Source organism: Enterococcus sp. AN402 (assembly GCF_040719405.1).
Taxonomy (GTDB): Bacteria; Bacillota; Bacilli; order Lactobacillales; family Enterococcaceae; genus Enterococcus; species Enterococcus faecalis.
The window spans coordinates 1,174,640-1,189,229 of sequence record NZ_JBFDTM010000004.1 but is presented as its reverse complement, the minus strand read 5'-3'; the positions used below and the strand labels follow the sequence as shown (position 1 = coordinate 1,189,229).

14 protein-coding genes are annotated in these 14,590 nt (G+C 35.8%); 1 reads left to right on the top strand and 13 read right to left on the bottom strand.

The window, feature by feature from the left end; translation table 11 throughout:
• Positions 1-17 precede the first annotated feature (17 nt).
• The 12 genes from AB1I62_RS07150 to AB1I62_RS07095 all read right to left on the bottom strand — a co-directional run bounded on the left by AB1I62_RS07150 (position 18) and on the right by AB1I62_RS07095 (position 13,217).
• A complete protein-coding gene (locus tag AB1I62_RS07150) occupies positions 18-635 on the bottom strand; it encodes a lysozyme family protein (protein ID WP_164978367.1) in 618 nt (205 codons plus the stop codon).
• Positions 636-925: 290 nt separating this feature from the next.
• A complete protein-coding gene (gene alsE, locus AB1I62_RS07145; protein WP_002369425.1) occupies positions 926-1,615 on the bottom strand; it encodes a D-allulose 6-phosphate 3-epimerase in 690 nt (229 codons plus the stop codon).
• 137 nt (positions 1,616-1,752) lie between these two features.
• A complete protein-coding gene (locus tag AB1I62_RS07140) occupies positions 1,753-2,853 on the bottom strand; it encodes a PTS fructose transporter subunit IIC (protein WP_101731772.1) in 1,101 nt (366 codons plus the stop codon).
• Between the two features lie 108 nt (positions 2,854-2,961).
• The gene (locus tag AB1I62_RS07135; RefSeq protein ID WP_085366381.1) at positions 2,962-3,411 is read right to left on the bottom strand and encodes a fructose PTS transporter subunit IIA; all 450 of its coding nucleotides are present in this window, start codon (positions 3,409-3,411) and stop codon (positions 2,962-2,964) included.
• 19 nt (positions 3,412-3,430) lie between these two features.
• A complete protein-coding gene (locus tag AB1I62_RS07130) occupies positions 3,431-3,748 on the bottom strand; it encodes a PTS fructose transporter subunit IIB (RefSeq protein ID WP_002408519.1) in 318 nt (105 codons plus the stop codon).
• Positions 3,748-4,200: a PTS sugar transporter subunit IIA gene (locus AB1I62_RS07125; protein ID WP_104859689.1), complete on the bottom strand. Its 453-nt coding sequence runs from the start codon at positions 4,198-4,200 to the stop codon at positions 3,748-3,750. Before AB1I62_RS07125 ends, AB1I62_RS07130 begins: the two co-directional genes overlap by 1 nt.
• Positions 4,190-5,671, bottom strand: coding sequence for a PRD domain-containing protein (locus tag AB1I62_RS07120; RefSeq protein ID WP_016615008.1), 1,482 nt, complete (start codon positions 5,669-5,671; stop codon positions 4,190-4,192). Before AB1I62_RS07120 ends, AB1I62_RS07125 begins: the two co-directional genes overlap by 11 nt.
• 241 nt (positions 5,672-5,912) lie before the next feature.
• A complete protein-coding gene (nagE, locus tag AB1I62_RS07115) occupies positions 5,913-7,910 on the bottom strand; it encodes an N-acetylglucosamine-specific PTS transporter subunit IIBC (protein WP_002369431.1) in 1,998 nt (665 codons plus the stop codon).
• 36 nt (positions 7,911-7,946) lie between these two features.
• Entirely contained in the window at positions 7,947-8,780 is an 834-nt protein-coding gene (locus tag AB1I62_RS07110; protein WP_002357655.1) for a PRD domain-containing protein, read from the bottom strand.
• 309 nt (positions 8,781-9,089) lie between these two features.
• A complete protein-coding gene (locus AB1I62_RS07105; RefSeq protein WP_048737228.1) occupies positions 9,090-10,742 on the bottom strand; it encodes a peptide ABC transporter substrate-binding protein in 1,653 nt (550 codons plus the stop codon).
• 17 nt (positions 10,743-10,759) lie between these two features.
• Positions 10,760-12,136 carry a transglutaminase-like domain-containing protein gene (locus AB1I62_RS07100; RefSeq protein WP_002369433.1) on the bottom strand — a complete coding sequence of 459 codons (1,377 nt, stop codon included), beginning with the start codon at positions 12,134-12,136 and terminating at the stop codon, positions 10,760-10,762.
• A 16-nt stretch (positions 12,137-12,152) separates the two neighbouring features.
• Entirely contained in the window at positions 12,153-13,217 is a 1,065-nt protein-coding gene (locus AB1I62_RS07095; RefSeq protein ID WP_048737230.1) for a dipeptide epimerase, read from the bottom strand.
• Between the two features lie 275 nt (positions 13,218-13,492).
• Between AB1I62_RS07095 and AB1I62_RS07090 the strand changes: the two genes are divergently transcribed.
• Positions 13,493-13,837: a metal-sulfur cluster assembly factor gene (locus tag AB1I62_RS07090; RefSeq protein WP_002357660.1), complete on the top strand. Its 345-nt coding sequence runs from the start codon at positions 13,493-13,495 to the stop codon at positions 13,835-13,837.
• Between the two features lie 97 nt (positions 13,838-13,934).
• Here AB1I62_RS07090 and AB1I62_RS07085 read toward each other — a convergent pair whose 3' ends face one another.
• Positions 13,935-14,474 (bottom strand): GNAT family N-acetyltransferase, encoded by a 540-nt coding sequence (locus AB1I62_RS07085; protein ID WP_048737232.1) that lies wholly within the window; start codon positions 14,472-14,474, stop codon positions 13,935-13,937.
• Between the last annotated feature and the right edge of the window lie 116 nt (positions 14,475-14,590).

Sequence of the window (14,590 nt, the reverse complement as noted above, 5' to 3'; positions counted from 1 at the left end):
TTTAGACTTTTCTCGTTTTAATTTAACTTTTCAATAAACCAACGATTCATTTTGACAATTTCCGCATAGAACATATTGCCACCATTTTGATAAAGGTAACCACCATTGTAAACTAACGCTTGCCAACGATAATAACGATATTTCGTATTTTGGTCATTCCCTAGCAACGGTGAAAGGACTTCTCTTGAATATTCTTCTGCTAACTCTGTCGTGTGTTTCCCGCCGCGTTCTTTAACAAACTGAATATAATCCAGTCCATAATTATATGCTTGTACGCCTGTCCACTCATCACAGCCAGCGTCTTTTGCTTTCGCTAACGCTTCCGCGAGAAATTTGACGCCATGTGCGATGCTTTCCTCTGGTGTTTCAATCACTTCTTGTTGTCCATAAACACTTTCACTGCTCTGCATAATATCGCCAGATTTCCCTTTAGATTCTGTATAGATAATCGCTAAAGCTAATGTTTTGTATTCAGGTATTTTATTTTTTTTGACTTCTGCTTCTACTTGTTTTTCAAAGGTCATTACCGTTTCAACATTTTGATGTATTTTATAGCCAAGATAGCCAAGACCAGCAACTAAACCAACAAACAAAAGTAGCATGATTTTATAAATTATTTTTCTTACTCTACGCATCGAATCATCCAAACTTTTTCTTTTAAGATACGTTCTATGTTACTTGAAATAACTGAAAAAAGCGAAGTTTTTGTTACTTCTTTAGTTTTATTTAATAAAAGTAACTTTTTTGTGAACAAACCGTAACTTCGCAAGATTGAACGTTTTCACCTAGAATAGAATAACAAGTAATTTTGTTCTATTGGCGCTTATTTATTGCATCAAAAAAGCCCAGATAAGAATGAACAAAATTCTTTTCTAGGCTTGACTTTATACAACTTATCTATTCTTTTAACAAACAGTCAAATGTTTTATGGAATTTTTTTCCCAGTCATTTCTTCATAGTCTCTACTCATCATTCTCCAAGCTTTTTCAATATCTTCATTCAATCCAAACAATCCGCTTCTACCAACAATATAAATATCAGGTCCTGCAGCATCAATTCGCTTAAATGAATTTCTATTCGATGAGCCGTCCATTTCAATTACATAACGATACCCTTTTTCTTCACGTAAATTACGAAGAGCAACAATTTTATCAAGTGTTCCTTCAATAAATCGCTGGCCAGCAAAGCCTGGATCAACGGTCATGATTGTGATTTTATCCAACAATTCAATATATGGAAAGATTGATTCAATAGGCGTTTCGGGATTAAGGACGATCCCTGCTTTAAGATTAGCATTGTGAATTTGGTCAATTAGGCGAAATGCTAGACCATCTAAAACCTCTGCATGCATACAAATCCATTCACATTTGATATCTACTAGTTGTTGTACCCAAAAGCTTGGATTCGTAACCATTAAATGGGCAGATACTGGGAGCTTCGAAATTTTTCTTAACTCCTCAATAAACCACGGAGATAGCGTGATATTTGGCACATAGTGACCATCCATAATGTCTATGTGATACGAAGCAACATGATCATTCAAAAAGGTGATTTGTTGTTTAAACTTGTCCAAATCCATCGTCATTAGTGACGGAGAAAATTCAACTTTGTTCATTCTAATTTTCAACTCTTTCTATCTGATTATTTGGTTGATGTTTTTGAAAATTTTTCTAACTCGTTATATTCAGACGTTGACACATCTCTGACAGGCAATATAAATTGCATTAATTTTGTTACGCTTTTTCATTTTGTTTAGAAAATTTGAATATCTTCCAAGTTTATCTCCTCTTCTTCTTTTTCTACTAAAGCTTCCATATCTTTCTCAGTTACATCTTTCTTAATAATAGCTAAAACTAAACCGGTAACCACAGCGTTTACAACAATTGCAATAATGCCAGCCAGCGGTTTACTCATTGTTGGAATCATTAAAACACCGCCAAATGGAACTGTCGCATCTGCCCCTAAGATCATTGTTGTTGCGCCACCCATGAAGCCGCCAATCGCTGTAGCAATGACTCCTCGGACAATATCATTCATAACTAAAGGAATAACACCTTCAACAATGTTAATCACGCCCATTGGTACGGCAGACTTTAACGTTTCAACTTCTAGTTTTGTATAAATATTTTTTCTAAATAATTTAGCAAAGAAGAAAGCTAATCCAAAGCCTATTGGCGTTGCTGTATTTACTAATTGCAATGCTGTAATTGGTCCATTAAGTCCTTCCGCTTGCATTGTCAAAACAAAGGCAAAAACAGTTTTGTTAATGGGTCCGCCATAGTCTATACCACTTAATAAACCAATTACACCACCAAAAATTAATAATGACGAGTTACCTAAGCTATCTAAAAAGTTCGTTAATAATGAAGTAAATGCCGTTATTGGGGTCCCGATAATATATATCATGATTAATCCACCAGTAATTGAGGTTAAAAATGGAATAATTAATGTTGGCATTAACCCTTTCGCCCAGTTTGGTAATTTCACATATTTTAAAATAGCTAATACAAGATATCCTGCCAAGTAACCACCTAAGATACCACCAATAAAGCCAGCGCCAACTGCATTCGCAGTTAAACCAATAATAAAGCCTGGAGCAATTCCAGGTTTACCGGCTATTGAAAAAGAAATGCCAGTAGATATAACAACCGGAAGTAAGCCTAAGCCAGCGCCACCCATAGTAGCTAAAGCATCCCAAAGCGAAAATTCACCTGGTACCAAGGTTCCTTGACTTGAGCCACCAAACCCCATACCAATTGCAATTAAAAAGCCAGCACCACAGACAATTGGAATTAAATATGAGATTGCTGTTAATAAATGACCTTTAAGATTTAACTCTTTTAGTTTTTTCATTTTTATCCTCCTAAACATTGTTCTTTTATTTTATTTTCTATTTAAAAAAATTGCTGTTATGAATTCTTCTGTAGAAAATATCCACAATATGCTGTCTTAGTAATTTCATTAAGAGAATGCCTTCACTACATCCTCTGGCGATTTTGATTGAAGGAATTCTCTCACTACTTCATCATTTCCGAGTTTTCTGGCAAACAATGATAATAGTTTAAGATGGCTAGTTGTTTCTTTATGATCATTGCCCACAGCAAAAAGAATGATTCCTTTTACGCCATTATCATCTAAAGATTCCCAAGGAATTTCTGTACTATTAATACCAATGGCCACGCCTATTTTTTTTACATACGCACTTTTGCCATGTGGAATGGCTAGATAGTTTCCGATGCCTGTTTGGCCTTCCGCCTCTCTAACATAGATATCTTTTATAAAGCCTTTTTCATCTGAAATATTGCCATTTTCAAGCAAAAGATTGGCTAATTCTTTTAACGCTTCCTCTTTTGTATTTACATTCATATTCGTTTTAACGGTTTTTAAGTCAATGATATCCTTTACTTCCATTACAATTCCTCCTAGAAGGTTACTTTTCTTGTGTCATAACTTCTTCTGCTTTTTCAATTAGTTTAGTGGGTGATTTTACAGCAACTTCTGTAGGTACTTGAATGATTCGTTTCCCATCAAAACGCTCTCTTCCAGAAATTTTTACATCAATGGCTAATATAACAATGTCCGCTTCCTTAATTTGTTCATCCGTTAGTTTGTTTTCAATCCCAATGGTCCCTTGTGTTTCTATATGGATCTCAACTCCTGCTTTTTTTGCAGCGTTCTCCAATTTTTCTTGTGCGATATATGTGTGAGCAATTCCTACTGTGCAGGCTGCTACGCCGACTATCTTCATTATTTTTCCTCCTCAAATTTTTCTATATTTTTATAAAAATCTGTTTCTGTTTTTAAACGCAACAACTTTTCTAAGAAGTCTTCATTTGCTAATTTTCTAGTAAATCGACTGATTTCTTTTTTTACTTTTAACTGTTCATTTTCTTTTAGTAAGATGACAATAATTAATTTCACTTGCTTAATGACTGCCGTCCATTCTTGGATTTCTGTTTTTAAGCCAATCAGATATATTTCACTTTTTTTCAAGAATGCATTTTCTAAATGTGGCAAGACAATTTGCTCTGCAATCTGATTACTTCCCATCTTCTCACGATTTACCAAAGATTCCTCAATCTGCTTTTTTTCTTCGGGCGTTAACAAAGGTGCTGCTGTTTCTGCAATGAATTGATATACTTGCTGTTTTGAAAGAAGTTCTTGGTTTAGGAAAACTTGGTATAAAGGATTAACGTTCATGATAGATTTCCTCAACTTTTCTTTGTAATCGATACTGATCATCCATTGTAAACATGGCACTTACCAACAATGATTTAATGGGGACCTTTTCCTGTAAATGAATCGTTGTAAGAATCAATTCAATATCAGAATAATCTTTTAATGATTTCTTTATATTTCGTGTGGCAATAATTTCAACAATTTGTAATTCAGGGAATTTCTTTTCAACTTTTACTCTCAATAGTTCTGAAGTTCCAATTCCAGTGGTACACATAATCAAAGTACGAATAGGTAACTGATTGGTTTCAATCATTCGCGCAAAATACAATGTAATAAACCCATTCTCGTCTTCGTTTATAGCCGGTAGTTGATAGTTTTTACTTACTTGCTTAGAAACTTGCACAATTTTTCTGAAAATTGTTTCATACGTCATTTTTATTTGATCCAATAAACTATTCTTAACATGTATGCCGTTTTCAAGACGATTTATCATTGGTTTTATATGACTAGCCAATTCAAGAAGTAGCTGATCATTATCAGTTAAAATTTTTAGTTGTGCACTCATTTCCTCTAAATAAAATTGAGTAATTTGCATTACTTTGAAAGAAAAATTAGTTACTTTACTAAATGAACCTTGCATCCTAGAAGAAACCAAATATTGATATAAGTAATAAATTTCAACGTTAGGCAGTCTCTTATTTAAATAAGTTTCAATCTGTTGAATCGTTGTTTGCGCGACCTTTTTGAGTACTAAGTCCTTTGTTAATTCTTGTTCTTCTTCGTTAGATAATTGGTATTTTTCAGAAATAGCTACTTTTCGTGAACGACTAATTAAGATATAAAGATGCGAAAAGATGTTTACGTTATATGGATGTGGAATAGTAATATCCAGTTTTTTTTCAATGTTCCTGACTTGATCTAACGTAAAAAGGACATCATAATTATTAAAATTTAATGCTTTGTTGTTTCGAAGATCCTCAATATCGATAATGTTCAACAGCTGTATTCTATCGGAAATGGCTTTCCTGATAGCTCTTTCCTCACCGATAATTGCCAACGTTCGATTTTTCCGTTTGAGTGTTAAATCATATTTCTTTAAATCTTCGGATAATTGTTGTTCATCGCTAAATATCACAGAATCGCCAACATAATATCTTGCAAATAATTCATAAACATTTTTAGCTTGTGGAGAAGCTAACAACAATTCCTCCAGAATTCGATTGCGTCTTTCCCTTGGCGAAAAATCACTTTCTTTTTCGACTAAATGTCGATTCTGTTCCATAAATCGTTCATAGTCTAGCTTGTATCCTCGTCCTTTCTCAGATAATATGAGTGAACCTTCTGAAAATTCATCGTTAATTTTTTTTATCAAACGATAAACTGTCTTAGGAGAAGTACTTAGGCAGTTTGCCAATTCTTCTGCAGTCATATAATCTTGTTTTTTTGAGAGAAGTAACAACAATTTTTGTCCACGTTCTTTTTTCGAACTCATAGCAACCCCTCCTTGATATATTTATTATAATCCATATAAAAGAAAACGCTTCCTTGTTTTCTGTCCGTTACATTGGCCATTTTTGTGAGTGGTTAAAGTGTTCAATTATGCGAAACTTTCTAAGGCTATTTATAAATAAAAATCTGTAGAGCAAGCTATTTTGAATTACTGTCTCTACAGACACTAATACTTTCAAAGAATACAAAAAAAGGGCTGCCTTGCGGCTAGCCCTTTTTTACTTTTATTTTACGGTAACATTCCCGATTACATCATTTATTGAAGTCGTTTGACCTGCTTTTTGTAAATCGTATTGAGCAACGATGTCTTGATTTGTGAAAACAACAATTAAATCTGATTTTTTGCCAGCTTGTTCTAATGCGGCTAAATCAATGGTTGCAATTTTATCGCCTTGTTTTACAACTTGGCCTTCTTCAACATGTAATGTAAATGGTCCACCTTGTAACTCAACAGTATCTAGACCCATGTGTAATAATACTTCAATGCCTGAATCTGTTTGGATACCTAACGCATGTTTTGTTGGGAAAATGCTAGTAATTTTACCAGCAACGGGTGTTGAAACTTCGCCGTCTGTTGGTACGACAGCAAAACCGTCACCCATCATTTTTGCTGAGAAAACATCATCTGGTACTTCAGAAATAGGAATAACTTTCCCATTCGCTACAGAATATAATTCAGTTTCTTTTGTTGAAACCGGTGCTTTTTCTTCAACAACTGGTTGAGAAACAGGTGTTTCTTTGACTGGTGTTGCTGGCGCTTGGTGGTTATATAATCGTTGCATTTCGTCAGCAACAAATTGTACTTCCGTACCAACGATCACTTGGATATTGGTGTCATCAATGACTTTCACACCAGGAACCCCAGTTGCTTTAATTTTTGCTTGATCCACTTTGCCTGTATCTTTCACTGTTAAGCGTAAACGAGTTGTACAGTTATCAATAGAAGTTACATTAGCATCAGCGCCTAAACCATCATAAATACGACGAGCTAGAGAAGCAAATTTGTTGTCGCCTTCTGCAACATCTGGCGTTTCTTCGCCATCGCCTTCTTCACGTCCTGGTGTCATTAAGTTAAACTTAGTGATTGCAAAACGGAAACCGAAGTAGTAAATTGCTGCAAAGACAAGTCCTTGAACCACCAACATCATTGGATGATTCGCGACTGGGTTTTTCAAACTTAAGAAGAAGTCTACAAAACCTGCACTAAAGGCAAAGCCAGCTGTCCAATGCATAAACGCAGCGAATGCTAAAGAAATACCTGTAAAGACTGCATGTAAAACATATAAAGGCCAAGCAACGAACATAAATGAGAATTCTAAAGGTTCAGTTACGCCTGTAAAGAAAGCCGCAAAACCAGCAGCTAACATTAATGAAGCTGTAACTTTTTTCTTCTCAGGACGTGCACATTGATAAATAGCAAACGCGCCTGCTGGTAAACCAAACATCATTACTGGGAAGAAACCAGCTTGATACATCCCTGTTTGTCCTACAATTGCTTTACCAGTATCTAACGCTTGTTGACCAGCTAAAAAGTTCCCAATATCATTGATACCAGCAACATCAAACCAGAAAACAGAATTCAAGGCATGGTGTAAGCCTGTTGGAATTAATAGTCGGTTAAAGAAACCATACAAGCCAGCTCCTACGAAACCTAAGCTAGAGATTCCTTTACCAAAAGCAACTAATCCGTTATAAACAACTGGCCAGAAGAAGAATAAGACAGCTGAGATTGCTAACATCGAAATAGCTGACATAATAGGAACTAAACGTTTTCCACTAAAGAATGATAAAGCCATTGGCAATTTCACACCAGAGAAACGATTATACATTGCCGCAGCAACTAAACCAGCGACAATCCCGACAAAGACATTGTTGTCCATGCTGTTGAAGGCTGGGTTTACTTCAGCAATATCCTTGAAGCCTTTAATGGCTTGGATAGAAGCAGGCGCTAAAACAGTTTTTGGCACTAAATAAGCGACTAAACCAGCTAATGCTGCCGATCCATCTTTATCTTTTGACATTCCTAACGCTAAACCAACCGCAAATAATAATGCTAAGTTGTTTAAGATAGCCAAACCACCATTCATTAGAAAAGTTGTGGCTGGACTAGCGCCGATTGTTCCCACGATCCAGTTAGCAATACCGACTAATAAAGAAGCCGCCGGTAATACAGCAACTGGTAACATTAACGAACGTCCCATTCTTTGCATATACGCTTTCATTATACGTAACTCCTCACATAAACTATTTAATTTTTATTATTTGGTCATTCTTAATCGTTCAATGTGAATCGATAAATAACCAAGTTCTTCATTTGGTACTTGATAATGAAAATTTCTCATTAATAAGACTTGTACTTTTTTTGAGATTTCATAGCTTTCAGCATACTTTTTCTTTACGACTTCCAAAATTTCTTCATCTAAAACAGCGTATTGATTTTGTTGGAAGCGATGAATAAACAAACGTAAATGATTCACCAAACGTGAATAACTGAGACTATTTTTATCATCATGAATATCAATAGCCAATTCCTGCTCGATTAAATGAATAATTTCAGAAACGATTGTAACTTCACGGATACTTTTACTATTATCAGTACGCCCGCTGCGAGCACTATGGATATGAATTGCAATATACCCCGCTTCATCATAACTAAATGGAATCTCTAAGGTTTGTGTTAAATATTCTACAGCCCATTGAGCAATAGCAAATTCTTCACTATATAAAATCTCAATTTCACTTAAAAGCTTGTTCCGAACAATAATATTATTTTGAATATTTTCAGCTGCAAAAGCAATGTGATCACTCAACCCAATATTAATATGTTCATTCAACTTTTCACCCAATACCGTTTCAGCATGTTGGATAATTTCTTCACTCGCTAAAAAGTATTTGTCTTCAATTTGTGATAGCAGTACTTGAAGTTTTTTCAGTCCTTCTGGCTCCATCACAAACATCCGCTCCACCAATTGTCGAGATAAGACATCATTTTTAGTCTTATTAAACCCGACGCCTTTACCGACAGCTACTTTCTCCTGTCCTTCGTCAAGAACAAGTACAGCATTTTGATTTAGCACCTTTTTAATTTTCATAAATGACCCTCTTCTGCAGAAGTAATTCTAACATCTTCAGTGAAAACAACAAAAAAAGCATAGAACAATCCCGTTAAACATGTTGCGTAACCATTGTACACCACATTGTATTACGAAATTCTTCCATGCCTAGTATTATCTAGTCACATGAAAACGCTATTCATTTGTTAACAGTGCTTATTCTAACGAGTATCATTATTTTTGTCAACCTTTTTCAATTATTTTTTTATTAATTGTTGACTATTAACAAAAAAGAAGCTCTTATCGGGAAAAAAGTACCTTCAGCTAAAGGTACTTTTTTTCACTAATTTATTCTTTATAGGCATACTTATATGTGCTCGTTGCACCGAAGTTATGATACTGAATACCTTTGACACCTGGTCGTATAAGCTGACTACGAGCCTCTTGGTATAAAGGAATTAAAGCGGCATCTTCTTCCACCAATACTTTTTCAGCTTTAATTAATGTTTGCCAACGAGTTTCAGGATCATTTGCGTATTTAGTTGTTGACTCTTCAATTAGTTGATCAAACGTTGGGCTAGAATAGTTCATACGGTTACCACTAACTGAGCTTTCTAAGAAAGTCATTGGATCCTGATAATCGGGTCCCCACATGCCAACAGACAATTCATAATCCCCTTTTCTCATTAATTCAATCGCATTATTTAAAGGAACTGTTTTGACATTAATAGTGAGACCTGGCAACGTTTCTTGTAACTGGCCTTGGATAAATTCAGCAACTTTTCGGTCACTATCACCATCTCTTGAAAGAAGTTCAATGGCTACATCTCCGTTTAGCTCTGCTTTTGCTTTATCTAAATACTCTTTGGCTTTTTTGGCGTCTGTTTTGACAAGGGCGCCTGCTTCTTGACGAAAATCTTCATTCGTTTCTGGGTTATATACAAATTTTTCTGGAATGTACCCATAAATTTCTTTTGAACCATCTGCTAAAATATTGTCGACTAAACTTTTTTTATCCAAAGCATAAGCTAAAGCTTTGCGGACATTCTCATTTGCAAAAATGGATGGTTTTTCGTTTCTTTTTTGGTTTAAACGTAAGGAATAGACTTTTGACCGTTCGATTGCTTCATAGTCTGGGTTGTCTCGATTTTGTTTAGCAAAATCTCCTGTTAAGACAGCCACATCTAATTCACCTGATTCGTACAAATTGTAAACGGTATTTGTTTCTTTAAGAACTTCAAAATGAATCGTTTCTGATTTTACTTTTTCTTTATCGTAATAGTCGGGATTACGCACAAAATCCCACGACATCGCTGACTGATCCCAATTTTTCATTAAAAACGGACCATTAGATACAATCATTTCACTAGAAGTGCCATAGGCTTGTCCTTTTTCTTTCACGAATGCTTCGTTTTGTGGGAAAAATGGAGAAAATGCCAATAACGACGTAAAATATGGTACAGGCTTTTCTAAAGTAACCTCTAAAGTATAATCATCAAGCGCTTTGACACCCAATTCCTCTGGTGCTTTTTCCTCTTTTGTAATAGCTGTTCCGTTCAGAATCGTTCCTTCTAACAAGAAAAAGTAATTAGCTTGGTTTTTGGGATTCGCTAATTTACGCCAAGCAAAAACGAAATCATTGGCTGTTACAGCATCACCATTGGACCACTTGCCATCTTCTCTTAGTTTAATGGTATATCGTTTGCCATCCTCAGAAATTTCTGGCATCTCTTTAGCAGCAGCAGGTATTAGTTGATCTTTTTCATCCAATTGATATAACCCTTCAAAGACATTGGACTGTGCGTTAATACTGGCTTCATCTTGTGTAAAAATAGAATCCATTGAACCGATTTCCGAGTTCTCCATTAAATTTAAAACTTTTTTCGAGACACTGGTTTTATCAGTTGCTTTCTCGTCTATTTTTGTTTCTGCTGTTGTGCCACAACCTACCAAGACCGTACTAACAAATAACATAATCCCCATCATTTTTAACTTTTTCATACTATTCCCCCTATGTGTCAATCAAACGGCAACTCTTCCATGGAAAGCCGTTCTTGCGAAACTATCAAGCATGCGTAGGGCAAGCCCTCATTTTCGTACTCAAATTCTCCCCGCTGGTTGTCAATTGGGTCTGCACGCAATTGCATTTTTGACGGCTGAAAGTCTGCCTGGATCTCACTATTTGCGACCATTCTAAAAACATCTAAATTGCCGAAATAATGATTCCACCGCTGTCTATCCCCGTCTCGGTAAGCACCTCCGCCAAAAGACAAATCCGCAAAGAGCCAGCCGTACGGTTCTATATAAAATTGTGCCCAATCATGACAGCCTGTATAATGTGTAGAAACATATAATCCCGATTGCCATTTGGCTGGTATCCCTGCAATCCGACAAAGCGTGATAAACAAAATCGCTTGCACGCCGCAGTCACCTTTTAAATTAGTTGCAGCATACTCTGAAATATTGGAAATTGTAAAATATTCACGCATGAAAGAATAATGAATCTTTGTCGTCACAAAGTCATAAATCAAGCGTGCCTTTTTTAAGGGATTACTTTCATCGCCTACAATCTCATCTGCTAAATTTCTTAAATAAGGCGTGAATCGAATATGCGGTAACTGTTCCTCTAAATCAAAGCTTGGTTGCATTTTGTCTACGTTATTTTCTTCTAACTGTTGGTAAACCATCCGATTAACATAACAATATTCAACTGTAAACGTTTGATTTTCTTTTAAGATTGTTTCAAAACACAGTGTTCGTTGAGGCGCATCTTCTGCCGCAATATAGGTTGCTTCAGGTGACGTAGCTAGGATTTCAATTTCTGATTGTTGTTGACACGCTTTGGGCAGCGGCAAATGGACACGAACACGCTCACCTGGACGCTCAAATTCTTTTTTCACCTGAATGGTGGCTTTAATTGTTGTTCTCACTTTTCTACCACCGTTTTTTTGCATTTGTTCGATGTTCTCTTTTAGTTCTTTTTTGCGGAGAATTTCTAATTGATTGCTTTCTGCTTCCCGCAAACGTGCAACATATGCCGCATTTGTTTTAATTAAATTGGCCAAAAATCGAAGTTGGAAATACGGTTCACCATCAATATAAACCCAGTCCACTAATCCCGTTTCTTTTAAACGAATTAATTCCTCTGTTTGATAATCCTGAAAAGTGTCTCTCATCATTTGATCAGCTTTTGCAAAGCTATGAGGATACTCATTCATACGCATCATTTTAATGACATCTTTTTCAATTATCAAACGTTCTTTTAATGCCTGCGGAAGTTCTTTTGTCAACCAAAAATCAATGGCAATATCCGCACTTGCAAAATCGCCAAATTCTTTCACCCTTTGAATTTCCTCAGGCAAAGGGACACTAAGATACTTTAAATCATACTTCATTTGCTTTACTCCTTTTTTAATGAGAAATGCCTAATCCAGCTGCTTCTCCTAATTCCAATAATGGTTTTGCTTCTAAGGATACGCCCCCAGTTACGGGCGCAGTTTCTAAACCGAATGTCGCATCTAAATCTGCTCGTGTGATATTCTTTTGAGCAGCAGCTAAATGGGCAGCAGCCGTGATGCCAATGGTTGTTTCTTCCGCCATGCAACCAATCATGCATTCGATGCCTGCTGTTTCACAAATCTGATTAATTTTCAGCGCTTCATGAATGCCGCCACACTTCATTAATTTTATATTGATAACATCGACTGTGCCTTTTTTAACTAATTCCAACGCATCTTGAGCATCAAAACAGCTTTCATCAGCCATAATTGTCGTATTAACTTGTGAAGTAACGTATTTTAGACCTTCTAAATTGCGCCTTTTAACTGGCTGTTCCACTAATTCAATTTGATAATCTGCCAATTCTTGAATTGCTTTAACAGCATCTTTGGGCGTCCAAGCCTGATTTGCATCTAAGCGGAGCTTGATATCAAAGCCAACTGCTTCACGAATCGCTTTTACTCTTGCGATATCAGCTTCAATTCCTGTTCCGACTTTAATTTTTAATGTATCAAAACCTAGTTTGACTTTTTCGACGGCTTTTTGTGCCATCACATTTGGTTCATCAATACCTAGTGTAATATCCGTTATTACTTGGTTATCATAGCCGCCTAACAATTGATAAAGAGGCAGTTGAGCTTTCTGACCCATCAAATCATAACAAGCAATATCGATTGCTGCTTTTGCCGCTGGAGCGAAAGCAGATATTTTATCCATCACTTCATGAATTTTCTCAATATTAAAGGGGTTTAAGCCAATGATTGCTTGGCCAAATAATTCGATCGTTTCAATCGTGCCAGCCAACGTTTCACCGGTAATAAAAATGCCTGGCCCTCCTTCTCCATATCCAACTAATCCCTCTTCTGTTTCAATTTCCACAATTGCACTATCCGCTGATTCTATCGTCCCCAAAGCGATCGTAAATGTTTCTTTCAGTTTAATTTTCGATGCCCTAACATGTACCTGCTTAATTTTCATAAAATCCTCCCTTTGATATTTCCAATTGACTGAAAATTCAGTTTTTTAAAAATATCCAAAAATTAAATTTAGATTGTTATCGATCATTCTAAACTCATTGTTTTCTAATGTCAACAAAATAATGAGATTTCAATTAAAATAAAATGAATTTCTAATTTTATGAGCTTTTTTAATAAATCAGTAAATTCCATGACATGTGAGATACTTCTCATTTACAAACATTCTTAAAAAAGGTATGATAGTAAAGAGGCAACTTGCAAAGGAGTAGAAGACGAATGAGTGAACAACCTCAACAACGTTCAACCGAAGAAGTTGAAGCAATTAAAGAAGATATTTTAACTGCATTAGAAACAGTGATTGACCCTGAATTAGGCATCGATATTGTTAATTTAGGACTAATTTATGAAGTTGAATTTGCAGAAGAAACTGGTGATACTGTCATCAAAATGACCTTAACCACAATGGGTTGTCCGTTAGCAGATGTTTTAACAGAACAAATCCATGGTGTTTTAAAAGATATTCCTGAAGTGAATAATATCGAAGTAAAATTAGTCTGGTATCCTGCTTGGACAACGGATAAAATGAGCCGTTACGCACGAATTGCTTTGGGTATTCGCTAGTTATTTCGAGACTAATGATAAAAAACATATGAAAGAACCGATTGGTCCGTTCTTTCATATGTTTTTTTGTTTGTTTAATTTACTTATTTGAAAAAAACTACCTGATGCCATCAATACTTGGCTTTTTCCAAATTTTTGCTACTGGATGGAAGTCTAATAAAAACTGTAGCTGCGTTCCACCGAAGCCTGACGCTCCAGCAAACATGATATGAAAAGTGAGTCCTCTATCCATAATCAGATACCCTGTATCCTGCACGCCATTTCTTTCATAAAACTGATAACGTTTTTCTCTTTGGGCTTCATTCGCTGCATTTTTGCCAATTTCTTCACTCTCTAAAAGAACCCCCTTAGGATAACGTGTCTTCAATAACTCTAACACGGTTGAGCCTAATCGTTGGTTTCGGTGGTGCTGATCAATTGCAAAGAAAAAGACATAGGTTGCTTCAGGTGCAATTGGACTATTTAACAAAATCCCCACGTTCTCATCCGCCTCTTGAATAACAAACAAATGAAATTTTCCTGCTTGAGAAGACGTCAATAATTGATCAAATGGCAGTCTCTCTTCTTCTGGAAAAGCTTCTATGTAGGTTGCTTCCCAATAGGCTTGATTTTCTTGATTTAATAATGTGAATTGCATAAAAGCTCCTTTCTAAAATGATTGCTTCGTACTAATAACTTTTGTTACTTACATAAGACCGAAAAGGTATTTAAACATGCGACTGGTTAGCCCTATACGCAATTATTTTTTGATAC

Excerpts from the sequence above, each read along its gene's own strand:
- AB1I62_RS07120 (WP_016615008.1), bottom strand. The coding sequence starts at position 5,671 with ATGAGTTCGAAAAAAGAACGTGGACAAAAATTGTTGTTACTTCTCTCA.
- AB1I62_RS07085 (WP_048737232.1), bottom strand. The coding sequence starts at position 14,474 with ATGCAATTCACATTATTAAATCAAGAAAATCAAGCCTATTGGGAAGCA.
- AB1I62_RS07095 (WP_048737230.1), bottom strand. The coding sequence starts at position 13,217 with ATGAAAATTAAGCAGGTACATGTTAGGGCATCGAAAATTAAACTGAAA.
- AB1I62_RS07130 (WP_002408519.1), bottom strand. The coding sequence starts at position 3,748 with ATGAAGATAGTCGGCGTAGCAGCCTGCACAGTAGGAATTGCTCACACA.
- AB1I62_RS07140 (WP_101731772.1), bottom strand. The coding sequence starts at position 2,853 with ATGAAAAAACTAAAAGAGTTAAATCTTAAAGGTCATTTATTAACAGCA.
- AB1I62_RS07135 (WP_085366381.1), bottom strand. The coding sequence starts at position 3,411 with ATGGAAGTAAAGGATATCATTGACTTAAAAACCGTTAAAACGAATATG.
- AB1I62_RS07090 (WP_002357660.1), top strand. The coding sequence starts at position 13,493 with ATGAGTGAACAACCTCAACAACGTTCAACCGAAGAAGTTGAAGCAATT.
- AB1I62_RS07150 (WP_164978367.1), bottom strand. The coding sequence starts at position 635 with ATGCGTAGAGTAAGAAAAATAATTTATAAAATCATGCTACTTTTGTTT.
- AB1I62_RS07100 (WP_002369433.1), bottom strand. The coding sequence starts at position 12,136 with ATGAAGTATGATTTAAAGTATCTTAGTGTCCCTTTGCCTGAGGAAATT.
- nagE (WP_002369431.1), bottom strand. The coding sequence starts at position 7,910 with ATGAAAGCGTATATGCAAAGAATGGGACGTTCGTTAATGTTACCAGTT.
- AB1I62_RS07110 (WP_002357655.1), bottom strand. The coding sequence starts at position 8,780 with ATGAAAATTAAAAAGGTGCTAAATCAAAATGCTGTACTTGTTCTTGAC.
- AB1I62_RS07125 (WP_104859689.1), bottom strand. The coding sequence starts at position 4,200 with ATGAACGTTAATCCTTTATACCAAGTTTTCCTAAACCAAGAACTTCTT.
- AB1I62_RS07105 (WP_048737228.1), bottom strand. The coding sequence starts at position 10,742 with ATGAAAAAGTTAAAAATGATGGGGATTATGTTATTTGTTAGTACGGTC.
- alsE (WP_002369425.1), bottom strand. The coding sequence starts at position 1,615 with ATGAACAAAGTTGAATTTTCTCCGTCACTAATGACGATGGATTTGGAC.